This is a genomic window from Gallibacterium genomosp. 1 (assembly GCF_000771875.1).
In the GTDB taxonomy this organism is placed as follows: domain Bacteria; phylum Pseudomonadota; class Gammaproteobacteria; order Enterobacterales; family Pasteurellaceae; genus Gallibacterium.
This window is the reverse complement of sequence record NZ_JPXX01000005.1, coordinates 43,227-69,224: the sequence shown is the minus strand read 5'-3', so window position 1 is coordinate 69,224 and position 25,998 is coordinate 43,227. Positions and strand designations below refer to the sequence as shown.

Below are 25,998 nucleotides of genomic sequence, written 5' to 3'. Positions count from 1 at the left end.
ACTCTCTTGTTTTTATGTACTACTAAACTAGTGCAAATACTAGCATATAATGTTTTATTTTCAACACTTTTTTAATGATTATTTAAAACTTTCGCCGGTTGTAATTTTGCTGCACGAATTGCCGGATAAAGTGAGGCAAGCAAACTTAATAGCAAAGTAGCAACAAATACCAAACCAACATCACTGAAATGCAATTCACTCGGCATAAAATCAATAAAATAAACGCCATCCGATAAAATTTTAGTATGGAAGATTTTTTCAATCACGTAAATAATCTCGGTTAAATTCAGCGCCACCACAATACCCAAAATAATCCCCCATAAACAGCCTTTCATTCCGGAAAATAAGCCATACCAGAGGAAAATTCGGCGTATAAAACCACTGTTAGCACCTAATGTACGCAAAATGGCAATGTCCCCCTGTTTGTCTTTCACAGCCATAATTAAGGTAGAAATAATATTAAAACAAGCAATACCAATCACCAACACCATTGCAAGATACATCACGGTTTTGATTAACGAAATATCACGATACATATAACCGAAACGCTCTATCCAGCTATGTGCTGTTAACACTTGTGGATAATCTGCTAGTGAGGAAAAATCAAAATTATTGACAGCAAAAGGTGAATAAACTGCAACCTCAACACCACTTACCTGTGTAGGTTGATAATCAAGATATTGTTGAGCCAATGCTAATGGAATAAACGCATAGCTGTGATCTAGCTGTCCGTCTAAACGCAAAATTCCAGCAACCTGCAAACGGTGACGTTGAGGTTGTGTCATTTTGTTAAGTTCTTGCTGATTTTGATTAGATACCAATAACGACACCCAATCACCGACATTAACATTGAGATCTTTAGCAATGCCATAACCTAATATAATTCCTTGATTTTTTTCGGAAAAAGTTTGCCAATGCCCATCCAACACAAATTGCCCAACTGCACTCACTTGTTGCAATAATTTAGGCTCAATGCCTTTCACCTGAATCACTTTCAATTTACCGCCAGCTTCCGCCAAAGTAGTGAAAGTTACATAAGGCGAAATGCCTTTAATCTCTCTGTTCGTATGCAATGCTTGTACTAATTTTTGCCAATTTTGAATCGGCTCTTTTTGATAACCACTAATATCAATATGTGGCACAACCGCCAAAATGCGTTGATCCAATTCTCGTTGAAAGCCGTTCATTGCACTTAAGCCAATAATTAAAACAGCAACACCTAACGCAATGCCTAAGGTTGAAAACCACGAAATCAATGAAACCAAGCGATTTTTCTGTTTCGCTCGCTGATAACGCCAGCTGATAAAAAACGGCGTACTCATCATAAACATTCCTCTATGCTAAGTATCCCGTCACGCATAAGATATCTTTTCTGTAATTTTGCCGCTAATGATAGATCGTGTGTCACTAATAAAAATGCAATGTTTTTTTCTTGATTAAGTTGTTGAATTAATTCAAAAATATTTTCTGTTGTTTTTTGATCAAGATTACCAGTTGGTTCATCCGCCAACACTAAGTCAGGATTATTCACCAATGCTCTGGCAATAGCAACCCGTTGTCGTTCACCGCCTGATAATGCCGAAGGACGATGATTAATACGATGAGTCAATCCCACTGCTGTTAACATAACCTCCGCCTGTTGATAAGCTTCTCGACGATCTTTTCCAGCAATCAACATTGGCATTGCCGCATTTTCCAATGCAGTAAAATCCGCCATTAAATGGTGAAATTGATAGACAAATCCTAAATGGCGATTGCGTAGCTGTGCCACTTGTCGGTCAGAAAGTGTAGATAATTGCTCACCGTTTAAAAAAACCTCGCCCGAAGAGGGTTTATCCAACCCGCCCAACAGATGCAATAATGTACTTTTTCCTGATCCGGAGCTGCCTACAATCGCCGTTAATTCGCCTCGATATAACTGAAAAGAGACATTCTGTAACACTGTCATTGGCTTATCGCCCTCTTGATAAATTTTAGAAAGCTGCTGACAAGCTAATAATGGTTGTGTCTGATTAGTAGTATCTGTCATAAAATTACTCATAGCGTAACGCCTCCGCCGGTTCAATTTTTGCTGCTCGATATGCCGGATAAAGCGTTGAAATAAAAGATAAAGTTAATGAAAATAAAATGATCACGATAATCTGTTCCGGATCTATTACGGTTGGTAACGGAAAACTTAACGAATCAAACCAGCTAAGAACAGGTGTGAGGTAATTGGCGGATAATATGCCCAATATTGCTCCAATAAGAGTGCTTAAAAACCCAATCAACATCCCTTGATAGATAAAAATCGCCATCACCTGCAAACGAGTAAAACCTTGCGTTTGTAAAATGGCAATTTCACTTTGTTTATCCAATACCATTAAGCTTAGTGAAGTAACAATATTCGCAATTGCAACCAAAATGATAAGACTGACCAACAGCGACATCATATTTTTTTCCATTTTCACCGATTGGAAAAACTCCCCTTTTTGACTGCGCCAATCATCAATCTGCCATTTATCTTTCGGGAAATAGTTCAGCAACTCGGTAATCAAGAAAGGATCTTGTAAAAACAGACGTTGCCCCTGCACTTGATCCGGCTTTAATCGTAATAATCTACCCACATCCTGCAAAGCAGCAAAGATCTGATTATCTGCACTCCAGTCAGGATAAATCGCTGCCACTGTGAACAGACGCTGCATCGGCATACGCCCTAACGGCGTATAAACACTGTTTTCCGGAATCAATAACCGTACTTTATCGCCGACAACCAATTTATTTTGACGCGCAAGTTGTGCTCCGATGATCAGATTAAACTCCCCCGGTGGTATCAGTGTTGCCAATTTCTCATCAACACCGCTTAATAACGGGTCATCCTGACGCTGTTGTACCCCAATTAATTGGGCCGCACTTAAACCATCACTGCTTTGCATAATCACATTTGCTCGATTAATCGGCACAACTTTAGTAACAAAATCTGGTAATTTCGGTAGTTGATCTTGCGTTAAAGAGAATGGCGACTGTTGTGGGGTAATGATCGCTTGCGGAATATTCTCCAGTACATTCTGTTTCTGGTAATCTTCTAATCCGTTCATTACCGATAATACAATAATTAATGCCATAACGCCTAAGGTAATTCCGACACCTGCCAAACGTGTAACTAAGCGACCAAAACGATCACCACTTTTGGATCGCCAATAACGTAATGCCACCATTAATGGGACGTTTACCGACATAATTTTCCTTATTTTTTACCCTAAATAGCTCTTTTGTTTAAATTTAATAAAAATTATGGGTGCAAAAACACACCCATTATTTCATTCGTATCTGTTATAGTGTCAATACTCATTTACCTGTTGCGACAAACTCTTCAATATTTTGTGTAACTTTATTCACCAAAGTGGTTACCGCAGAATCTGATGCCCACGCAATATGTGGAGTAATCAATAAATTTGGTAAACGTTTCGCCGCCTCCATTAAAACATTGCCTTTTTCCGGTGGCTCTTGACGCATCACATCCAATGCGGCACCTGACAATTTTCCGGAAGATAGTGCTTCAAACACTGCCTGTTCATCCACCAACGGACCACGACCGGTATTGATCAATAAAGCACCATCCTTACAAAGTGCCAATGTTTCACGATTGATTAAATTTTGTGTGGTTTCAGTCAATGGACAATGCAAGGTAATAATATCGGCTTGAGCCAAAACATCTTCAAATTTGGTATAGCCTTCACGGATAGTTTCTGCACCTCGATGTTCAGCGAACAATACTTTCATTCCGAGCAGTTCTGCCAAACGTCCGACTTCACAACCTAAATTACCACGACCCAAAATACCTAATACTGAGCCTTTTACATCTTTTATCGGATAATCAAAATAACAAAATTGCTTACAGTCCACCCATTTATCGCTGAGCTGATCGCGATACCACCCCATCAAACTGTGGCGTAAAGCATAAATCATACCAAGAACGTGTTCAGGTACGGTAACAGAAGAATATCCGCTAACATTTTTAACGGTAATACCCAATTCTTTTGCTGCATTAAGATCAACATTATTAGTTCCGGTCGCTGTGATAGCAATCAGTTTCAATTTTGGCAATTGCTGCATCACTTCTCGACTAAAAATCACCTTACTGGTAACGGCAATTTCTGCATTATGCATTCGTTCAATCACCTGATCTGCCGAAGTATATTCATATTCCACCCATTCGTGTTCAAACTTAGGACGAGGGATAGGGATATGTTTAGGAATAGCGGTACTGTCTAAAAATACAATTTTCATATTCGGCTCCTTATATTAGTCGGGAATGATACACTTTTTATTTAACGTTACTAGGAAACGTAAACGCATTTCTATCGCATTTATCACAAATTTTCTTAATTTGAAGTATCTAACTCCACAAAACTTTTCACTAAATCGTCCACCGCTTTGATTTGCGACACAAACGGTTCAAGTTTATCTAAAGGCAGTGCGGAAGGTCCATCACATTTTGCTTTTGCTGGTTCTGGATGAGCCTCCAAAAACAATCCTGCCAAACCAACTGCCAAACCAGATCTTGCTAATTCAGTAACCTGTGCGCGACGACCACCTGATGCTACACCAAATGGATCTCTGCACTGTAAAGAATGCGTTACATCAAAAATAACAGGGCAACCTTTCGACACCTGTTTCATAATACTGAAACCTAACATATCCACGACTAAATTGTCGTAACCAAAATTAGTACCTCGATCACACAAAATCACTTTATCATTGCCACACTCTTTAATTTTTTCAACGATATTTCCCATTTGCCCCGGACTTAAAAACTGCGGTTTTTTCACATTAATCACAGCACCGGTGCGTGCCATTGCTTCTACTAAATCGGTCTGGCGAGCTAAAAACGCCGGCAATTGAATAATATCCACCACTTCAGCAACCGGTTGACATTGATAAACTTCGTGAACATCGGTAATGATGTTAACACCGAAAGTTTGCTTTAATTCTTCAAAAATTTTTAAACCTTCCTCCATTCCAGGGCCACGATAAGAATGGATTGAAGAACGGTTCGCTTTATCAAAAGAAGCTTTAAAAATATACGGCACGTTTAACTTGTCTGTCACTTTAACATATTGTTCACAAACTTGCATCGCCATATCACGACTTTCCAACACATTCATACCGCCGAACAGCACAAACGGTTTGTCATTCGCAATTTCTATATTACCTACTTGTATAATCTTATTTTGCATAAATATTTCCTATAACTTATTGAAATGAATAAGGAATATGTTTTAAATCCTGTAATTGTAATCTGATTAACGGAGCTACCGGATCTTGCGGACACTGCTCAATAAAATAGGTTAAATCTGGAACTGCCAAATGAAAACATTCCATATTGCCATAAACCACCCCTCGATCTCGAATTTCATAAGGATCATCTGGCGTTTCCGATAAACGATGTTCAATCAACGCTAACGCCTGTTCATTACGTCCTTCCCGAATTAAAGCGCTTTTTAGCACTTGATACATTCTATCTTCCAAATCAATTAAATCACCTACACCAACATACTCTTCCGATAACGGTGTGCCAAAGCCAAGATAGCCTTCCAACCACGTTTGAATGGTTTCCTGAGAAACATATTTACCGTTCCAAGGGTCGATAAAAGCAACTTCATCATCCACATCCACCCGCAATAAAAATTGTGTTGGGAAATTCACACCACGTATCGGCAAATGAAAATTAGCGGCAATAAAAAGTAATATTGACCCTAACACTGCCGGCGTTCCCTCTTTGGTGGCAAAGACGTGAGGCAACATCAGATTGGAGGCGTGAAAATAGGTTTCACGATCACAAAAAAAGCCTTTTTCTCCATAGAAAAACTGAAGCAACAGATGTACTCGCATTTTGACATCTGTTTCCCCTTCAATAAATTTGCCAAATTCACGAATCAAATGCCCTAATCTGGAATAGATACTGCTTTTCTTGAAATCGGCATCAATAATTTGGTTAAAAGAGATAAGTTGATTTAATAAATATTTCCCTGCTTTTTCTCTTTCTAAAGCGATTCTAAGCGCCTCATCATTATCTATTATTCTATTTTTTTCCATACTACCTATCCCACTTTGCATAGGTGACACGCTGATTGCCACCATAATCTAAAACGGTTTTTACTGCACACCAATTATAACGTTTAAACAGTGCCTGCACTGCATCCGCCTGCTGCCAACCGTGCTCAATCAACAAATATCCGCCGGTATTCATAAAGGCAGTTGCTTGCTCAATAATTCGTTCAATATCCGCTAATCCTTCCTTTTTTGCTACCAGTGCGGATAACGGCTCAAAACGCACATCCCCTTGTTTAAGATGAGGATCATTTTCGGCAATATAAGGTGGATTACTGACAATAAAATCAAATTTTTGTGTTGACAAGGATGAAAACCAGTCACTTTGCATAAACTCAACATTGGTTAAATGGTTACGTTGCCTATTTTGTTTTGCCAACAGCACTGATTCTGCCACACGATCTACGCCAATAATGCGATAATCTCGCTTTTGTTGGGTTAATTCAGATGCTAACGCTAGCGCAATCGCCCCAGTTCCTGTGCCTAAATCTAAAATTGATAACGCCACTTCGCTTGAATAGTGCTGCAATAGCGATAACGCTGTTTCCACCAAACATTCGGTATCGGCTCTTGGAATCAGCGTTACCGGCGAAACCAATAAATCCAAACTCCAAAATCCTTTTTCACCAAGAATATAGGCGATCGGCTCGCCTTGTAGACGACGTTGCAGCAACAGTTCCAAGCGTTGCTGCTGTGCTTCACTTAATCCTGTTTCTGCAAATGCCATAATTTGTGCTTTGTTTTTCTCTGTCACAAAGCACAATAAGGCATTTGCATCTATTTTCGCATCCTCGCTACTCTGTGCGGCACTTAATCGTGCAACCGCCTGTCGCAACCATTGCTGATAATTCAAGTGCGAATTACTCATTTTCAGATAAAGCAGCAAGCTGTTCCGCTTGATATTCGGTGATAATAGGTTGAATTAAGTCATCAATTTTTCCGTTCATAATTTCATCCAAACGGTATAAGGTTAAATTGATGCGATGATCGGTAACACGCCCTTGTGGGTAGTTATAAGTACGAATTTTATCGGAACGATCTCCCGATCCTAACAAACTACGTCGAGTATCCGCTTGCTCTGCGGCTTTACGCTCCTCTTCCGCCTGCACTAATCTGGATGCCAACACTGACATCGCTTTCGCTTTATTTTTATGTTGTGAACGTTCATCCTGACATTCCACCACAATACCGGTTGGAATATGAGTAATACGCACCGCAGAATCGGTGGTATTAACGTGCTGTCCTCCGGCACCGGATGAACGATAAGTATCAATACGCAAATCGGCTGGATTAATTTCAGGCAAGGCGGATTCCGGCAATTCCGGCATTACTGCCACAGTACAGGCTGAAGTATGAATTCGACCTTGCGATTCAGTTTTTGGCACACGTTGCACACGATGACCACCGGATTCAAATTTTAATTGACCATAAACATTCTCACCGCTGATTTTGACGATAATCTCTTTATAACCACCCTGCTCGCTCTCATTCGCACTCAACACCTCCGTACGCCAACGCTTACTTTCCGCATAACGGCTGTACATTCTGAACAAATCACCAGCAAAAATTCCAGCTTCATCGCCACCAGTCCCAGCACGAATTTCTAAATAACAGTTATACTCATCATTCGGATCTTTCGGTAACAATAGAATCTGTAACTGTTGTTCGCTCTCTTCAATGCCTTGAGTACAATGTGCAATTTCTTCTTCCGCCATCTCTTTCATACTCGGGTCATCAAGTAGAATTTGTGCCTCTTGCAAATCACTATTAAGCTGTTTCCAGCGAGCAAAACATTTCACCACCTCTTCCAATTGTGAATACTCTTTTGAATATGCTCTGAATTTCTCCTGATCATTGATTACTGAAGGGTCGCCAAGCAACGCCTGTAACTCTTCATAACGCTCATCTAATGTTTCTAATTTACTGATAATAGAGGCTTTCATCATTCACCTTTTATAAATGTTATAACTTGAACTGAAAAATCTGCTTATTCTAACGAATAATCATAATGATGAACAGGCAAATCACATCATTCTTTTCACTCGTTTCGTCCCGATATTTGTTACAAACAGAATAAAAAATAAGCTATTAAAACAATGAAAATCGGAAACTGTAAAAAATAGATTACATTGTAAACCTTTTTATATACAATCAAGGCTCTCATCCACTCTCAAAGAGAATTTATTATGAAAAATAAAACGTTAGGTAGTGCTTTAATCGTCGCCGGAACCACCATCGGCGCAGGAATGTTGGCGATGCCGATTACATCCGCTGAAATGGGGTTCGGTTACACTTTATTATTACTTTTTATCCTTTGGGCTTTGCTTTCTTATAGTGCGTTGTTGTTTGTTGAGGTTTATCAGAAAGCGGAACGCAAAGATGCCGGAATAGCCACCTTGGCTGAACAACATTTCGGTATGGTTGGTAGGGTTTTAGCCACCTTATCCCTTGTGATTTTTATGTATGCTATCTTAACCGTCTATTCTTTGGGCGGTGGTGATCTTTTTGCACCGTTTTTAACGATTTTCGGTGAACACGCCTCCACTGCGGCGATCATCGGTTTCGTGGTTATTTTGGCGATTGCGGTCACTATCGGTACAAACGCCGTTGATGGTTTTACCCGCCTATTATTCCTGATTAAACTGGTGGCGTTTGCCTTAGTGCTGTTCTTAATGTTGCCAAAAGTAACCGCTGAAAATTTGGGTGCTTTACCGCTTAATTACTTTTTAATTATCTCCGCCAGCCCGGTCTTTTTCACCTCCTTCGGTTTCCACGTTGTTATCCCAAGTATCAACAACTATTTAGATGGAGATATTCGCCGTTTACGTATTGCCATTATCGGCGGAACCGCTATTCCGTTGGTGGCGTATATTGTGTGGCAAATGGCAACTCACGGTGTTTTTGAGCAATCACAATTTGTGCAAATTATTCGTGATGACCCAACATTAAACGGCTTGGTTAACGCTACTTACAAAGCAACTGGTAGTGATTTAATCAGTGGTGCGGTGCGTACCTTCTCAACTTTAGCATTAATCACCTCTTTCCTAGGTGTATCGTTAGCATTAGTTGACTGTTTAGATGATTTGTTAAAACGCGTTCACATTACAGCAAATCGCTTCACTTTAAGCCTATTAACCTTTGTCCCGACGCTGTTATTTGCATTGTTCTATCGCGATTTCTTAGCGGTATTAACTTATGCTGGTCAAATGTTCACATTCTATGGTTTGGTACTACCAGTTGGTATGGTGTGGATGTTAAGACGCAAATATCCAGATTTACCATATCGAGTTATCGGCGGTAATATCGGTTTATTGGTTGCCTTGGTGCTAGGATTATTAATCATCAATGTGCCATTCTTAATTGATGCCGGCTATTTACCAAAAGTTGCCGGTTAACGACTTTCCTCAAATAAATGACACAAAGACCGCAGAACATTGCGGTCTTTGTTTTTTATGCAGCATCTGCTTTTCATGTGGTTTTCACTGCACAATTTCCACTAACTTTTCAAAACTCTCTACCACATCATATTGCACCTTTTCAGGTGTAAAACGGCGATTCATTTCGGCAAAGAATTTTTTAGCACATTCGATTTTGCTCTGCTCAATAGTGCGCAAATCCATACTCGACATCGATCCCTTCGTTTCAGCGACAAAATAGACGTGTTTCACTGTTCCTTCTTTAAAAGCGATTGCCCAATCGGGGTTATAATCACCTACCGGCGTAGGGATAAAGAAGCCACGTGGCAATTTGGCATAAACCACAACTTCGGCACTGGTTTCCAAATGTTGGGCAAATTCACGTTCAATTTTGGAATCAGTAACTACATAGTCATAAATATGATGTCTTGGCGTAGCAAGCGCATTTTGCAGTTTGGACGCATTTTGCCCTAAGGTAAAAATGCTTGGATCAAATTTTTCTTCAATCGTGTCATAGGCAAGATGCTCAATAATCGTCGTGGCTTTTTGTTCATTAATCAGGCGAATCGCTTCGGTAATGAATTGCTCGGGATTGATTGCAAACTTCGCCAATGCGATCTTTTTCATTCCCATCAGCATCTTTGCTACCGTTTGTCGTGTCAACTGCGTACCTTCAGTGATTTTACCAATCAAATCATAACGCACGGCAGAATACGCTGAATGATAGCTCTCTTGTGGTGTGCTTTCTTTGAGCTGAAAACTTCTGCCGCCTTGCAGGTCTTCATAAGCGATCTGTGCTTTTTGTTCACCCTTTTCCACGCGGTATTGCAACGGTGCAACGTGTAAACTATTTAATGCTCCAATCGCTTTTTCAACCAACTCATTAGAATCAAAATGCACAGTATAGACAGCTTTATGATTGATACGCTGCCACAATGCTTTAAAGGCTTGTTTGTTAAAATTTTCATTAAGTGCATTAAGTTTTGGTGCACGGTCATCATCCACCAAAGCACTCAAGGCTTCGGCATTATAGAGGTTGTCAATCAGATGGCGAATACTCGGCGCATAAGGCTGTAAATCTTCAGGCAGAGACGCAAGGTTTCCAGCTTTTTTCGCTGAATGATATTGCTCAGTGATTTGATCATTTTCATCGACATAATCATTCTTAACCAAATACTGATAGATTTTTTTCGCCGTTCTTTCATCCACTTTGATTTTTTCGCCTTGTACATTTTCAATGGTTTTACCGGTGAAATAAGCAATTTCGGCTTTTTGTGGACGAGCGGAAAGCGATTCGCTGATGTCTTTTTGCAAGCCTTTGACAAAATCTTGATAACTCTCATTCGCCACTACAGTCAGCACATTAATATCATACACAGTGGCAGGATTATCCATACGTTCACCCGTTTGATTGACCGCAAGGCGCAAACCACGCCCTACTTCCTGGCGGCGAGAGATGGCGTTATCACTATGTTTCAGTGTACAAATCACGAAAACATTTGGGTTATCCCAACCCTCACGCAACGCGGAATGCGAAAAAATAAAGCGCACAGGTTCTTCAAAAGAGAGCAAGCGTTCTTTATCTTTTAAAATCAGATCATAGGCATCAACATCATCGGCTTCATTCCCATTGTTCTTTTTCACTTTGGGATCAATCAAACGCTTGTTCTTATCAATAGAAAAATAGCCGTTATGCGTTTTTTCGCTAGAAATACCTTTTAAATAATCGCCGTAATCGCCTAGTTCCAGCCACGGCAATTCATTTAAACAGGCTTTGTACTCTTCTTCAAAAATGCGAGCGTATTCACCTTTTTCGTCAGGTTGATCATAATCACGATATTTCGCCACTTCATCAATAAAAAACAGCGATAGCACTTTAATTCCACGTACAAACAACTGACGCTCTTTCTCAAAATGGGCGGCAATCGCTTCACGGATTTGAATACGGCGCAACACCGTTTCATTGATATCGCCGATCGCCTCGCCTGTTTTTAATTCCATACCATTGAGAAAACTGACACTATCGATATTGGCGTTGATGTCTGAAACAACAAAGCCCGTACGGTATTGTTCCAAACCACCTGAAAGATCAAACAAATTGTCGCCTTTCTTGAATTTTCGGCAAATGCGTTTGATATTGCCTGAAGCATTTTTTTGCTCAAACTCGATCACCGCTTCCGGCGGTTTTTTCGGGGAAATCTCAATTTTTTCTAAATACAAATAGCCTGCTGTGCCTGCCAAACCTTTGACACTGATGCCACGCACGGCAATTTTTTTCACCAATTTTTGGTTATAGGCATCCAATGCATCCAGCCGGAAAATCTTGTTGTAAGTGGTTTTATGGGTGGCAGAATAACGCAGCACCATCAATGCCTTAAACTGCTCCAAAGATTTCAGCGTTTTATCACCTTCCATCTTTTGCGGTTCATCCAAAATCAAAATAGGACGATTGGCACTGATCACCTCAATCGGACGGCGTGATTGAAAGTCGTCCAATTCCTCATAAATCCGGCGATTGTCTTTCCCGGTGGCATTAAACGCTTGCACGTTAATCACCATTACGTTAATGCCTGCATCACTGGAAAAACTCTCTAAATGGTGCAGCTGCTTGGAATCATATACAAAAAATTTTGCTTTTTTACCGTAAGTTTCTTGAAAATGATCGGCGGTAATTTCCAGCGTTTTTTTCACGCCTTCACGAATGGCAATGCTTGGCACCACAATAATAAACTTACACCAGCCATATCGCCGATTCAGCTCAAACATCGTTTTAATATAACAATAAGTTTTGCCTGTGCCGGTTTCCATTTCAATATCTAAATTGATAGGGGCAATTTTATTTTTCACCAACTTTTCGGAAACAGGCAAATTTTGCCGCTGCTGTACATTTTGCACATTGTCCAATAATTGTTCAGGAAGGATTTCAATGTCGGCATTGCGGTAGGCAGCACTGTTATTGTTATCGTTAAAATTCATCGCAAGTTGCGAATTTCCGGCACGTTTCTTCTTACCCAAATCCATACGGTAATGAAAGTTGGTTTCGCCATATTGCGGTTGATGAGCAAAACAATCCACCACCGCTTTTACCGCTTCGCTTTGATAAGCTTGAATTTTGAATTTCAGTTTCATCGCCATTCCTTAAATCGTCTTCACTTCCGTACTTTCGGAATATTGTTGAAAAATTTGTCCGGCATTGATTTTTGCTGCATCGTCTTTAAAGCTGTCATCACGGAAGACGGCTCGCAAAGGTCGGTATTTAGTCAATGCAGTGATGAAATCATTATCCACTGTCTGTTTATCAAAGCAGGCGATCAGCGTATTGCCGTCAACGAAAAAGACAGTACGCCCCATAATTTGTTTGATCTCAATCGGCAACGACAAATCCACGCTCCAATCGAGCATCACTTGGAATAATAAATCTTCAGGCGTGCGGTCGGGTTTGATGTTGTCGCTCACTTGGTTCAGCCAATCCTGTTGAGATTGTTGTATTTTTTTGAGGGTTTCTTCAGGAGTGTAATAGACGTCCGCCATATTGGAGGTGTCGGTTTTCAGCACACGAAAACCGCCGTCCCAGTTTTCAGGCAGCTTATCGGCAAAATCGTTGCGAATTTTGTCGGCAGCACGGCGAATGCGTTCTTTGGTAATTTCAGCAATGGTGGTAAACCCTGCTTTAAAGGCTTCAGATTTTTCCTCTGTTTTTTCAGGCAACTGCACACAAATAAAACGGCGATTGCCTCCGTCTTCGGCATTGAGCTGCATTACGGCGTGAGCGGTTGTGCCTGAACCTGCGAAAAAGTCTAAAAATATTTCATTATTATTTTTTGTGAAAAGACTAGTCCCTTGAATTAACTCTTTTACTAGACTAAGCGGTTTTGGATATTCAAAAAATTTATTTAATTTAATTTGTTCTAAGTCTTTAACACCTTCCTTGTTTAAATGCTTCAGAATGCTATAGAATTTAGTACCATCTTCATCAACTCTTCGCAATCTTCCGACAATGTGTTTTCCATTTTTAGGAATCAAAATATAGCTTCCTTGTCTTATTCCTTCATCTATTTCTATTTTTTTATCTATTCCCTTAACCTCTTCAATTTCTTCATAAAGCAATGTTCCGTATTTCCCAAATTCTCTACGCAACCAATCTTCTTCAATCCAATATTGAATACCATCCTTTTCAACTACTTTTCCTCTAATATCTTTCGGTTTAAAAATACCTTTAAAACTGCCTAAATTTTTAACATAGGTTAGCAAGTTATCATGACCTTTAATAACTTTTTTTGCTAACCCACCGCCTTCAGAACGAATAACAACCATATCTGCAAAAAAATTCCTTTCCCCAAATACCTCATCACATAATCTTTTTAAATTTGCCTGTTCATTATCATCAATTGAGATAAAAATCACGCCGTTATCCGCCAACAGATTTCTTGCCAGTTTTAATCTCGGATACATCATTGACAGCCAGTCGGAATGAAAACGCCCATTGCTTTCGCTGTTAACTTCCATACGGTTGCCCTCTTCATCTTTTTGGTTGGAACGGCGTAAATAATCTTCGGTATTTTCGGCAAAATCATCGGCATAAACAAAATCTTTGCCGGTGTTATAAGGTGGGTCGATGTAAATCATTTTGACTTTGCCAAGATAGGTTTCTTGCAAAAGTTTGAGGGCATCTAGGTTATCGCCTTCAATAAAGAGGTTTTCAGTGGTGTCAAAATCCACGCTTTCATCACGCACAGGGCGCAGGGTTTTGGCAATAGGTGCGTTGGCGGTCAAAAGTGCTTCGCGCTTACCGGGCCAATTGAGCTGATAACGTTCTACCCCCCCCCCCCGACCAGGCTACCGGAAAGCTCTTGCTGTAACAGCTCAAAATCAATGGCAATTTTGGGTTTGCCATTTTCATCTAGGATTTCGGTGGTGCAATTGGGGAAAATTTCTGCGATTTTTGCAATGTTTTTGTCCGTCAGATTAGGGCTGTGCATTTTTAGCTTTTCTATATTGCTCATTTTTTAATTCCTTGATAACCATAAAAATCTGCACCTTACTCAGTTGGCTAATTAATCCAACTTTTGGGATGCAGATCAAAGCGTATTTTTAAATCTTAAATAAAACGAAACTATTTTTTCTCTAAACTCAACACATCATCTGTGGTTAGTTCAGTATTATCATCAATCTTCATTGTGTCTTTCAAACACTGCTGACGGATTTGTTGAGCTGCGGTCATATCATTTGCTTTCTCAGCCAAATAAGCCGCAACAGTATAATCTTGAACTTCAATATCGGCTTTATCTTCTGTTGCTAAAATTTTTGCAAACGCCTGTCGAGCTTTATCAAATTCATTAGCATGTAATGAAAGATAACCAATTGCTCGGACAAAAGCACAATTCAATTTAGCATCAGTCTGCAATTTAGCCGATTTTTCTAACCACTTCAGTATTTTGCTGCTGTTAGCCACTTGCAAGCGAGCAATTTGCGTGACAAAAGCCAACATTTCGCTGCTTTCAATACGTTTAAATGAATCTAATACCAATCGATAAGCTGAATCGTGATCATCACTATCAATTAAGCGACGGATCATACCAACAATTGCATAGCTGTTTTGACGACGTGAACGCGGTTGATCTTCCCACCATTTCAATAAACCGTCGATACCCTCTTCATTCATTTTTTCATCAAGCAGACCATCAACAACCTGATGTTGTAATTGCATAAATTCAGCTTCAGCATATAAACCGCTTTTACCAATCTTCGGTAATAGATTATCCAACGCCAAATAAGCGTGAGAACGAAGATAAATTTCCACCGCCAAACGCAACACTTCGACATTTTTCGGCGCCAACACTAGCAAACTGTCCACCGCTGTTCTTGCCGTCGGTAATTTATTCTGTTGTAACAGGATACGAGTACGTGCCAATTCAACAATTAAATTATCTGAACCGGCAAGCTCTGTCGCTTCAATTAAGTATTTATTAGCGCTGAATTCATCACCACGTTGTTGCGCGGCTTCCGCTGCTTTAACAAAATTCAAAATTGGTTCGGATGAGTGTTTCGCATTTTTACCTATCAATTTTTCGGCTTTAGCGTAATTTCCTTCATCCATCTTCACAAACCCCTGCAAAATCTGTTGCTGAGCTTTACGACGTTTTCTCACAGAGAACCAATTATAAGTACCACTACTTAAACGGAAAAATCGAGAAATCACCCATTCAATACCATAAACAAGCGCCAATGCGACAACAAAAAATATCACCAGCATTGTAATGCTCATCTCAATACTGTGAGATTCTGTCAAAATACGTACATAACCCTGTTTACCGGAAATGTAAGGCCCACCAATAAAACCAACCAGCAGGATAATCATTAAGAATAATACTCTGAACATATCGTATCTCTCCCACTATTCTGTTTTTTCCGGAATTTGTTCTGTATTCGGATTTTCCGATACAGGTTGTTGTGCTTCAGGTACTTTATCATCCACAACCGATTCAGAGCCAACCTCTGTTGTAACTTTCTCTTCCTCTTTATTTTCTTCTAGAATTTGTGAATTCGCTTTCAAATCAACTTTCTCAATTTGATGTGACTGTTTATGTAGTATTTCATCAAGAATAGTCAAACTTTCAAAGGTATTCGGCGCATCAACGTAAATAGACTGTTCTGATAACTCATCTAGCTGTTGTAAGAATTTTTGTGTTAAAGCACTATCAACATTAAAGTAACTTCTTACCCAGCTAGTAACAGCTTCAAGTGAACTTTTATAAAGCTCATTCTGCTGGCGAGGCACAGCTAGGATAGCAATCTGCAATCGTAAACGAATATTTTCACGTAAATAGATATCCTGATTTGGAGCAAGCAGTGCTTTTTCAACCGGATCTCGTGGTTGAATGCGGATAAAATGATTTAAGAAAGAATTGGCAGATTTTTCAATATTACTTTTCCAATCACTAATAGAGTTTGAAGGCTCATCACTATTTCCACTATCACTGTTACTAGCAGATAAATCCAATAATTCCAAATCATCAATAGAATTAGCCAATTGTGATAATTTTTGCATAATAGCATTTTGATCAACATCATTCACATTTGCTAACCGTTTTAAATCTTGTGCAATTGCGGTACGCACGGTAATTGCACGAGGATCGGTAACATCATTGAGTACTAAATCAGCCTCTTTTAATAATGAAATAGCCGTTCCTAAATCATTATCTATGATCAATTTACGCTGTGCATTACTCAATAGAAAATCCGCTTCCGACATTAGCCACTCATTCGGCTGAGTTTGCGATCTTTCTGCCATAGTTTTATTAAGCTGCGTCTGTAATGCAATAATCTGCTGTTCGGTAATACCTTTATTTTGTTGTAACACATCTAATGTTGATTTGGTTGCATTCAGCTCCTGTTCAGTTTTCGTTAATGCTTCTTTTAATGAGTTGACTTCTGTCATATCGACACTATTTGACGATGCTGCTTTTATCACTACTTGCTGACTTGATTCTAATGCTGAAACCTGTTGTTGCAAGTTAGATAGCTGTTGCTGCCCAAGATAATAGCCAGCAGCACCGACACCCAAAGCGACCAATAATGCCAACAAAGCTAATCCTTTGCCGCCACTGGATTTTTGTTTATTTTCTGTTGTTTTCATTGCTTTTTCCGCTTGTGTTGAAGTTGAATTAACCGAAGTTTTATCCTCTTCCACAGTGGTATCCACTTCCACTCTTTTATCTAATTTATCCTCTTTCTTATTTGCAGAAGCCTTTTTCTCATCAGTAACAACAATTTTTTCTGCCGTATTTTCTGCTTCCACCGCTTGAGAATCTACCTGCTCCCTTTTATCAGGATCCTTACTGCTATTCTCATCTGTAGTCAACGACGCGCCTTCGTTTATTTCCGCACTGGTTTGAATATCAGTTTCGTTATGTTGTTTTTTCATCACTACACACCTTATCTATTATTTATCTCAAGAATGGGGATAAAAGGATAATATTGTTTTTAATAAACTAAGATTATCTGCCTTTTCAGAGAGAATAATCTTATCTGGTTGCCAACCTGCATCCAACGCAAGCTGTTTCAGGCGATTACTAATCAGTGCCAATTTACAACTCTTCAACCAATTATGTTCACTTTTTGGAATAAAATCCAGCAAATACCGCAAAATTTCACCACTGGTCACCACAATTGTATCAATACCAGCACGAGAAAAAAATTTCAATTCAGCTTCACTTAACTGCTGTGTTCGGCGACAATAACACGCCACTGTTTCCACAACTGCACCACGTTCCGGTAACTGATGCGGTAACAATTCTCGACCAGCTTGCCCTCTCAGTATAATAACACGTCGACCATTACAATTTTGCATTTGTGACAATGCTAATAAACCCTCACTATTCTCATTAGCAAAGGGATAATGCACAGGTTGTTGTGTCGCCTCACTTAACAAAGCGGCAGTTTTTCGCCCTACTGCAAAATAATGCACATCTTTACGCCACCCGAAACCAGTATTTTGTAACACTTGATGAACATATTGTACCGCATATTGCGAAACACATATTACATAATCATCGGCAGCAAGTTGTTGCAATTTTTGTGGCACATCATTTAATTGTTCACCTGTTTCAATTTTAATGAAAGGCGCATAAATTGCCGCTACTCCCTCTTTATTTAACATCTCCGTTAGATGCTGACCAGCATCTTCCGGTCTTGTGACTAAAATACCCATTTATGATTTCATCGCTTGTAATAATAAAGCTTCTGCACCTTGTTCTAACAGCAACTCCGCCACTTGTACACCCAGCTGATCCGCTTGTGTCCGAGCTGCAGTTGCTTCAGCTCTTAATACCTTGCTACCATCAATCGAACCAACCAATGCACGCAAAAAGAGTTGATCACCATTCAAAATCGCATAACCGGCAATCGGCACTTGACAACCACCCTGTAACCTATTGTTCATTGCCCGTTCGGCAATGACGCGATCCCAAGTGTCTTGGTGTAACAACGGTTTCAGTAATTGATTCACCCATTCATCATCCTGACGACATTCCACACCGACTGCACCTTGCCCGACCGCCGGCAAGGAAACTTCCGGCGCAATAAAACTACGGATACGTTGCTGCTCTCCCAAACGGATTAATCCGGCGGAAGCTAAAATGATGGCATCATATTCGCCCTCATCCAATTTGCGTAATCTGGTACCGACATTACCTCGTAAGATTTTTAACTGAATATCAGGACGAAGTGCTTTCAACTGACATTGCCGCCTTAAACTTGATGTTCCCACTACTGCATTTTGTGGTAATTCATCCAAACTTGCATATTGATTGGAAACAAATGCATCGCGCGGATCTTCACGTTCACAAATGACACTAAGATGTAATCCTTGTGGGAACTGCATTGGTACATCTTTCATAGAGTGAACAGCAATATCAGCTCTCCCCTCCAGTAATGCCAATTCCAACTCTTTTACAAATAGCCCTTTACCACCAATTTTTGCTAATGGTGTATCTAAAAGCACATCACCTTTGGTCACCATTGTAACCAATTCCACTTTTAATTCAGGGTATAAAACTTGCAGTTTATGTTTAATATAATTGGCTTGCCATAATGCCAAAGGGCTTTGACGCGTTGCAATTCGGAGAACATTTTTTTGCATAATTAACTCTTTTTCTTCAAATTATTATTTACTCTATATCCTACCATTGTTGCCCGACATTGTCAGTGTTTCCCCTTGGCAACTTCATTGAGATTTATCAAAAACTATGCATCTGTGATAGGTCTACTATTTACCAATAAAGGTTAAAGTGTTAAAGTTTTTGTCAAATTATGTATTGAGATCATTTATCATAAGAGATAATAGGCCGTTGATGAACAATCTGGATGTCGCCAAAAAGAAAGTTGAACAGCTAGATAAACTACGTTTAGAACGGGCGCTTGCTGGAGCACCAAACGAGTTTCAGTATGTTCTAAATTTAGTTTGTGTTTTATTGCATCATAATATTCCCGAGCTACCGGGATATGTAGAAGATGCCCCTTTCGGTATTGTTAATTTTTCTTTCAACCGTTATCAAGAAAATTATCTTTCTTCAACACTATCCAATTTAGAACGTTATAGTCTTAATCATAACAACACTCATAAAGCCGATATTTGTGGTGTTTATGCAATGGGTAGCTTAGGATCAATTACACAAACTTCTCGCTCAGATCTAGATTTGTGGGTTTGTGCCACTCGTAGCTTAACCCTAATTCAACAACAAAAATTACAACAAAAATTTTCTCTTATTTGTCAATGGGCACATAACGTTGGCGTGGAATTAAATCTGTTTTTAGTCGATCAGGATCGGTTTCGTTATAAACAAACTGCCGATCCACTTTCTGCCGATAATTGCGGTTCAAGTCAATATATGTTATTGCTAGATGAATTTTATCGTTCTGCCATTCGACTCGCGGGTAGCCCTTTATTGTGGCTACATTTAGCAGTCGAAGATGAATCAAAATACGATGAAACCGTGCGTCAACTTATAAATAACGGTCAATTAAACCCAAATGAGTGGGTAGACTTCGGTGGTTTAGGTAATCTTTCTGCTAATGAATATTTCGGCGCAACCTTATGGAATCTCTATAAAGGCATTGATTCACCTTATAAAGCGGTTATCAAAATTTTATTACTTGAATGCTATTCGTGGGAGTTTCCTAACACTAAACTAATTTCACACCAATTTAAACTAGACTTATTACTAGATCGCAATGTCATTCATCATTTTGACCCTTATATGGCAATGTTGGACAAAGTAACCGACTATCTGTTACGCATCAATGATCTGGAACGCCTTGATAATGTACGCCGCTGTTTTTATATCAAATCAATTGAAGACATTGATAATAATGAATTAACCGGTAATTGGCGCATTACCCTATTAATGAGACTAGCACGTCAGTGGCAATGGAATAATGATACCATTCAAGAATTAAATCAGAAAAAATATTGGCGGATCAAACAGATAAGAAAAAGTTACAACAGCCTTGTTAATTTATTAATGTGTAGTTATCGCCAATTAATGGAGTTTGCTCGTAAATATAATATTTCCGGAGTAGGCATTATTCCTGAAGATATCAGTATCTTAACTCGAAAACTTTACGCTGCATTTGAAGAGTTACCAGGCAAAGTAACCTTGTTTAACCCTAATATTTCCACCAATATTGCGGAAAAAGAACTCACTTTTGTTGAAACCGATGGCAATTCAGCAATGAGCAAAGGTTGGTATCTGTTAAATCAAGCACCGAAAATTTCTTCATTATCAAAATATCGCCACGTTGAGTACAATCCACAGCTCAATAAACTGGTCTGTTGGGCTTATTTTAATGGTGTATTAACTGAAGAGACAGAATTTAACATTATCAGCAAAAACGTCTCATTGGAAACTTTAAAACAATTCATTGCAGATTTAAGAAACACCTTCCCGGTACAAGTTAAACCTGCAACCAATGCCGATTTGTATCAACCTTGCGAAATTCGCAATTTAGCAGTTATCGTCAATTTAGTGAACGATCCTACAGAAGAAGCCTCACTACTCGATCACCATTTCCGTTTACAGCCTAAACATCTGTTCAATAATTTAAGTAGTAAACAGACAAAATTAATTGGCAGTATTGATTTTACTTATCGTAATTTATGGAATGAGATCAGAACACTGCATTTTGAAGGCCCAAGCGCTATTTTTCGTGCATTAAAAGTATTATCCAACAAAATTTATCGAAGTTCCGTACCGATCAACTCCGTCAGTGTATTCTGTTATAGCAGACATTATCGGAATATTCTTAGTCGTTTTGTAAGTGAACTGATAGAGCGTTGCATCAACATTCAAACCAGTAATTTAATCAATAGCAATCAGCTTAATACTCTGCACGTTGCTAGCGAAGCGTGGAATCACTTTTTTCATAAAAATGAATTCAATATTACAGAAGAAATTTTGAATGAAAACCAACATAAAAATATCGCTATTGCTCAAAAACCGCACACTGGAGGTGAATTAAAATATCCTCAAGCAATAGAATTCTATTCAAATGAAGGCTTTCTTCAATTCTTTTTTGAAGATAATAATGACAATACGTTTAATATTTATATTCTTGATGAAAGCAATCAGCTCGAAGCTTATTATCATTGTGATGGTGTTAAAAGTCAGAAAATTGAAGAAATCAATCAAATCTATCGTACCGCTTCAAACGGAGATAATAATACACCATTCCAAATTTCAAAAAATAAATTTAATTACCCACAGTTTTATCAAATTAATCATCTACAAGGAAAAACGACAATCACTCCATATCATTCAGAGTAGTTTCTCCCCCCCCCCTAAATGACGGCAATTTCGCTAAGACAGGGAAAGGTTTTATTTAACCTAAATCAATATTTATCTTCATTAAGATAAAATTTCCCCAGCAAAATAACACTCTTCATATTCATCTTGTGATAGTATGTATCGTATTTTTGAAAAAATGGGATTATTTTAGATGAAGAAAACAACAGTTTTAGTGATTGATGATCACCCATTAATGCGTCGAGGCATTACTCAACTCTTACAATTAGATGATTCGTTTGAAATATTAGCTGAAGCCAGTAATGGCACTGAAGGGTTGGCATTAGCCAAACAATTCTCACCGGATATGATTATTCTAGACCTCAATATGAAAGGGATGTCCGGTTTAGATGTGTTAAAAGCATTACGACTTGATGATATTGATGCTCGTATTGCCGTCTTAACTGTCTCTGATGCTCGTTCTGATATTTTTGCACTGATAGAAGCTGGTGCTGACGGTTATCTATTAAAAGACACTGAACCGGACACTTTATTAATACAGTTGAAAAAAATTGCTGAAGGACAGGTTGTGTTAAGCGATGCTGTTAAACAACGCCTGTTAGACAATCACTCCGCTAATGATCCATTACAACTATTGACCGAACGTGAAATGGATGTATTAAAACTTATCGCTACCGGTTTATCTAATAAACAGATTGCTAATCAATTATTTATTTCTGAAGAAACTGTTAAAGTACATATCCGAAATCTATTACGCAAACTGAATGTACATTCTCGTGTTGCCGCCACAGTACTCTATCTGGAACACCGGCATTTAGATTAAAACTTAATTGACGGGCTAAATGGGTTACTTTCGATAAAAATTAGACAAATTCACTGTAACCCTGATTACGCTTTACAAATTCTTGATATAATAGCTCGCCATATAACACCACACATCGAAAGATTAGGTAAATAAATGAAGTTATTCTCTTTCTGCTTTTTTAGTCTACTGTTGCTTTTATATACCACTACTGCCAATGCTAATTGGAAACAGGTTGGTAAAGCTGAATATAACTGGGGACCATTCCATATTTATACCGTTTCTCTATTCACTGAAAACGGTACTTACAGCAGTGAACAACGCCCACTTATGTTAAGAATTAAATTTGCCAAACCAGTTGAAGGAAAAAACTTTGCAATTTCTCTCTTCAAAGAGATGGCATTGGATAAAATGCCAACTGATCAAGCAGAAAATTTAAGAAAACGCCTTATAAAGAATTTTCCCGATTTTAAACCTGACGATGTGTTGAATTATATTGCCTTGGATAACGAAGGTTATTTTGTTTTAAATGACACTATTTTAACTGAACGATTTGATCCCACATTTAATCGAGAATTTATTGCCATTTGGTTGGATTCTCCAAGCAGTTTCAAGCAGTTACAACCGCGTTTATTAGGTGAAAAGAAAGAAGAACAGACGGCAACAACCGTAACAGAAAATGCCGATGCAACCAAAGCAAATTCAAGCACACAAACTGCTGATAGCAATTCTACCGAAAATACACAACAATCTGCTAAAACACCTGAAACAGAGGAAAAAGTAAAAGCGGATAACTCCAGTGTAAACAGTACTCACAGTTCAAGTACAAAAGAAGAAAAACCAATTAAAGCTGATGGCAGCGACAAATCAGCAACAGAAACTAATAAGGTTAGAAAACAAGATAATAGTGCGGTAGAACAAACAACGAGCGATGTAGAGAGTAAAATTAAGTCATCGCAACCACGAACCTCTTCAACGCAAGAGATAACTAAAAAGAGTGCCGATGCAAATCAGGCATCAAAAATGAAGGAATCCGATATGAAAACCCAATCTGTTAGCGCAGACACCAAAACTGTTAACACAGACACAAAATCAACAGCAACAAACACGCAAACAGACGATAAAAACGCTGTGAATGAAGAAAAGACGAACACAACAACGGATAGCAAAAAATCACAGCAGGAAGATTCAGACACTGAACAATCAAAAGCGCAAGAGCCAGATGCTGAAGAACCAATCGAACCGGCAATTGAATGTGATCCAATTTTGCCATTCTTAAAACAATATCATTGCTAATATGAATAATTTAGAAATTAAGCGTATTTATCAACCCATCAACAATTGCGATGGGTTTCGTATTTTAGTGGATAGGTTATGGCCTAGAGGCATTAAAAAAATTGATGCTGAAATTGATTTATGGGCAAAAGAAATTACACCTTCACCGCAATTACGCAAATGGTTCAACCATCAAGCTGAGAAATTTGAACAATTTAAACAAAGCTATCTTATTGAATTAAACAATAATCCTTATGGTGTTGAATTTGTAGAGATATGTAAACAACAAATATCACAGCAAAATGTTACGCTACTCTATGCAGCTAAAGATCCTCTATATAATCACGCATTGATATTAAAACAGTGGTTATTGACTCAATTAAAATAAAATTGATCTAAATTCAAGTTTATACTTTCTGCTAATTTTCTGATTTTTGATATATTTCAAAAGTTCCAAATTAATTAAAAATTAATTGATATTTATCAAAAAAATGCCTACTCAAAAGAGGTATCTTTATTTTCGTCATTAAGACAGTGTCTCAGATACCCATTTTCAAGGAGAGTTTTATGAAAAAATTAGCACTAGCACTTGCAACTTCCGCTGCACTATTAGCAGCTTCTTCTGCAGCAATGGCTCACCAAGCTGGTGAATTCTTTGTTCGTGGTGGTCCAATCTTAGCTGTTCCGAATACCGATACTCACAACTATAAAAGTGATCTTCCATTATCTTATGATTTTGATGTAAACAGTAATGCACAACTTGGTTTAACTGGTACTTATATGATTACTGATAACCTCGGTGTGGAATTATTGGCAGCATCTCCATTTAGCCACGAAATTAAATTAAATACACTTTCTGTAGGTAATAATGATATTAAAGATGTCGGTACTATTGCGAAAACCAAACATTTACCACCTAGTCTCTATTTACAATACTATTTCTTAGATGCAAATTCTCCGGCTCGCCCATATGTCGGTGCAGGTATTAATTATACTCATTTCTTTGATACTCACTTTAATTCAACAATTGACAATGCAGGATTAGGTGTTACTGCACATAATCTTAAATTGAAGGATTCTTGGGGTCCAGTTGTAAATGCTGGTATTGATATCAATATTACCGATAAATTATTCTTCAACACCTCTGTATGGTGGGCTAAAATTAAGACCAAAGCGACTTTCGATTTGAAAGAGGCTAATGGTAAAATGCACTCTCAAGAAGCACGTGTTACTCTTGACCCAACCATCTTCTTCGTTGGTTTAGGTTATCGTTTCTAATTTACTGTTAATCGTTAAACAGTAACATTCCAATTAAAGCCATAGCAAAAATTGCTATGGCTTTTGCTTGATCCCATTCTCAATGTGCGTATAGTAATGCGTTTGTTTTTAGCTAAAATATAAGGAATTGCGATGCAAAATGTTCTTTTTATCAGCGGTATCGATACCGAAATTGGAAAATCCGTAGCCACAGGTGTTTATGCCAAAAATTTAATGGCTCAAGGTTTTTCTGTTATCACGCAAAAAATGATACAAACTGGTTGTGATAACATTTCAGACGATATTTTAGTTCATCGCAAAATTCAGGGAATTGGACTAACCGAAGACGATTTAAACGGTAACACCTGCCCTTATCTTTTTCATTATCCTTGCTCTCCACATTTAGCAGCAAAAATAGAAAATCGCCAGATTGATGCTTCAATTATTGATGAAAAAACAAAATTATTAGCACAGCGATATGATTATGTCTTGCTCGAAGGAGCTGGAGGATTAGCCGTTCCTTATCAAGCAGATAAAACCACACTTGACTTTATCGCTGAACGCCAATATCCATTGATTTTAGTCACATCAGGTAAATTAGGTAGCCTCAATCATACTTTGTTGAGTCTGATGGTTTGTCAACAACATAACATTGAAGTAAAGGCATTGGTCTATAATCGTTTCCCTGAAAAAGATAAATTAATCGAACAGGATAGCCAACAATATTTACAACAATATTTACAACAACATTCACCACAAACTGAATTTATTTTGTTAGAAAAGTTTAATTTTTAAAATTTTATTTGACAATTCTCGCATTAACAGGTATTTCTATACGGGCTTGTAGCTTCGG

Annotated in this window: 22 protein-coding genes; 7 read left to right on the top strand and 15 right to left on the bottom strand. The window is 38.5% G+C overall.

Going from position 1 to position 25,998, the window contains the following annotated elements; genetic code table 11:
- Positions 1 to 71: 71 nt before the first annotated feature.
- The 8 genes from lolE to prfA all read right to left on the bottom strand — a co-directional run bounded on the left by lolE (position 72) and on the right by prfA (position 8,036).
- On the bottom strand, positions 72 to 1,322 hold the full coding sequence (gene lolE / locus JP36_RS01600) for a lipoprotein-releasing ABC transporter permease subunit LolE (RefSeq protein ID WP_039171461.1): 1,251 nt from the start codon (positions 1,320 to 1,322) through the stop codon (positions 72 to 74).
- The gene (lolD, locus tag JP36_RS01595) at positions 1,322 to 2,041 is read right to left on the bottom strand and encodes a lipoprotein-releasing ABC transporter ATP-binding protein LolD (RefSeq protein WP_052119428.1); all 720 of its coding nucleotides are present in this window, start codon (positions 2,039 to 2,041) and stop codon (positions 1,322 to 1,324) included. The genes lolE and lolD overlap by 1 nt, the downstream gene beginning before the upstream one ends.
- Positions 2,034 to 3,218 (bottom strand): lipoprotein-releasing ABC transporter permease subunit, encoded by a 1,185-nt coding sequence (locus JP36_RS01590; RefSeq protein ID WP_039171278.1) that lies wholly within the window; start codon positions 3,216 to 3,218, stop codon positions 2,034 to 2,036. The genes lolD and JP36_RS01590 overlap by 8 nt, the downstream gene beginning before the upstream one ends.
- Before the next feature lie 109 nt (positions 3,219 to 3,327).
- Positions 3,328 to 4,269, bottom strand: a complete 942-nt coding sequence (locus tag JP36_RS01585; protein ID WP_039171276.1) for a 2-hydroxyacid dehydrogenase — start codon at positions 4,267 to 4,269, stop codon at positions 3,328 to 3,330.
- A 95-nt stretch (positions 4,270 to 4,364) separates the two neighbouring features.
- Entirely contained in the window at positions 4,365 to 5,219 is an 855-nt protein-coding gene (gene kdsA, locus JP36_RS01580; RefSeq protein WP_039171274.1) for a 3-deoxy-8-phosphooctulonate synthase, read from the bottom strand.
- A gap of 16 nt (positions 5,220 to 5,235) precedes the next feature.
- The gene (locus tag JP36_RS01575; protein ID WP_039090390.1) at positions 5,236 to 6,078 is read right to left on the bottom strand and encodes a SirB1 family protein; all 843 of its coding nucleotides are present in this window, start codon (positions 6,076 to 6,078) and stop codon (positions 5,236 to 5,238) included.
- A gap of 1 nt (position 6,079) precedes the next feature.
- Positions 6,080 to 6,946 (bottom strand): peptide chain release factor N(5)-glutamine methyltransferase, encoded by an 867-nt coding sequence (gene prmC, locus JP36_RS01570; RefSeq protein WP_039171458.1) that lies wholly within the window; start codon positions 6,944 to 6,946, stop codon positions 6,080 to 6,082.
- Positions 6,947 to 6,953: 7 nt separating this feature from the next.
- Complete coding sequence (prfA, locus tag JP36_RS01565; protein WP_039135818.1) at positions 6,954 to 8,036, bottom strand: peptide chain release factor 1; 1,083 nt, start codon at positions 8,034 to 8,036, stop codon at positions 6,954 to 6,956.
- Between the two features lie 243 nt (positions 8,037 to 8,279).
- On the opposite strand from prfA, the gene JP36_RS01560 reads away from it, so the two are divergent.
- Positions 8,280 to 9,488 carry an aromatic amino acid transporter gene (locus tag JP36_RS01560; protein ID WP_039135819.1) on the top strand — a complete coding sequence of 403 codons (1,209 nt, stop codon included), beginning with the start codon at positions 8,280 to 8,282 and terminating at the stop codon, positions 9,486 to 9,488.
- 84 nt (positions 9,489 to 9,572) lie between these two features.
- On the opposite strand, the gene JP36_RS01555 is transcribed toward JP36_RS01560, so the two are convergent.
- The 7 genes from JP36_RS01555 to hemC form a co-directional block, all read right to left on the bottom strand.
- Positions 9,573 to 12,638, bottom strand: a complete 3,066-nt coding sequence (locus JP36_RS01555; RefSeq protein WP_039171272.1) for a type III restriction-modification system endonuclease — start codon at positions 12,636 to 12,638, stop codon at positions 9,573 to 9,575.
- Positions 12,639 to 12,647: 9 nt separating this feature from the next.
- Entirely contained in the window at positions 12,648 to 14,282 is a 1,635-nt protein-coding gene (locus JP36_RS01550) for a site-specific DNA-methyltransferase (RefSeq protein WP_418904658.1), read from the bottom strand.
- A gap of 41 nt (positions 14,283 to 14,323) precedes the next feature.
- A complete protein-coding gene (locus tag JP36_RS11940) occupies positions 14,324 to 14,512 on the bottom strand; it encodes a hypothetical protein (protein ID WP_418904657.1) in 189 nt (62 codons plus the stop codon).
- A gap of 110 nt (positions 14,513 to 14,622) precedes the next feature.
- Entirely contained in the window at positions 14,623 to 15,888 is a 1,266-nt protein-coding gene (locus JP36_RS01545; protein ID WP_039171270.1) for a heme biosynthesis protein HemY, read from the bottom strand.
- Positions 15,889 to 15,903: 15 nt separating this feature from the next.
- A complete protein-coding gene (locus JP36_RS01540) occupies positions 15,904 to 17,433 on the bottom strand; it encodes a uroporphyrinogen-III C-methyltransferase (RefSeq protein ID WP_039171268.1) in 1,530 nt (509 codons plus the stop codon).
- A 27-nt stretch (positions 17,434 to 17,460) separates the two neighbouring features.
- Positions 17,461 to 18,219 carry a uroporphyrinogen-III synthase gene (locus JP36_RS01535; protein ID WP_039171266.1) on the bottom strand — a complete coding sequence of 253 codons (759 nt, stop codon included), beginning with the start codon at positions 18,217 to 18,219 and terminating at the stop codon, positions 17,461 to 17,463.
- Positions 18,220 to 19,149, bottom strand: a complete 930-nt coding sequence (gene hemC / locus JP36_RS01530; protein WP_039171264.1) for a hydroxymethylbilane synthase — start codon at positions 19,147 to 19,149, stop codon at positions 18,220 to 18,222.
- Between the two features lie 211 nt (positions 19,150 to 19,360).
- Here hemC and JP36_RS01525 point away from each other — a divergent pair, with 211 nt between their 5' ends.
- The 6 genes from JP36_RS01525 to bioD all read left to right on the top strand — a co-directional run bounded on the left by JP36_RS01525 (position 19,361) and on the right by bioD (position 25,940).
- Complete coding sequence (locus tag JP36_RS01525; RefSeq protein ID WP_039171262.1) at positions 19,361 to 21,832, top strand: class I adenylate cyclase; 2,472 nt, start codon at positions 19,361 to 19,363, stop codon at positions 21,830 to 21,832.
- A 172-nt stretch (positions 21,833 to 22,004) separates the two neighbouring features.
- Complete coding sequence (locus JP36_RS01520) at positions 22,005 to 22,634, top strand: response regulator (protein WP_039135826.1); 630 nt, start codon at positions 22,005 to 22,007, stop codon at positions 22,632 to 22,634.
- A gap of 135 nt (positions 22,635 to 22,769) precedes the next feature.
- A complete protein-coding gene (locus JP36_RS01515; RefSeq protein ID WP_039171259.1) occupies positions 22,770 to 23,909 on the top strand; it encodes a hypothetical protein in 1,140 nt (379 codons plus the stop codon).
- 1 nt (position 23,910) lies between these two features.
- A complete protein-coding gene (locus JP36_RS01510) occupies positions 23,911 to 24,276 on the top strand; it encodes a DUF488 domain-containing protein (RefSeq protein WP_039171258.1) in 366 nt (121 codons plus the stop codon).
- Between the two features lie 179 nt (positions 24,277 to 24,455).
- Positions 24,456 to 25,166: an OmpW family outer membrane protein gene (locus JP36_RS01505; RefSeq protein ID WP_039135829.1), complete on the top strand. Its 711-nt coding sequence runs from the start codon at positions 24,456 to 24,458 to the stop codon at positions 25,164 to 25,166.
- A gap of 132 nt (positions 25,167 to 25,298) precedes the next feature.
- Positions 25,299 to 25,940: a dethiobiotin synthase gene (bioD, locus tag JP36_RS01500; protein ID WP_039171255.1), complete on the top strand. Its 642-nt coding sequence runs from the start codon at positions 25,299 to 25,301 to the stop codon at positions 25,938 to 25,940.
- Positions 25,941 to 25,998 lie beyond the last annotated feature (58 nt).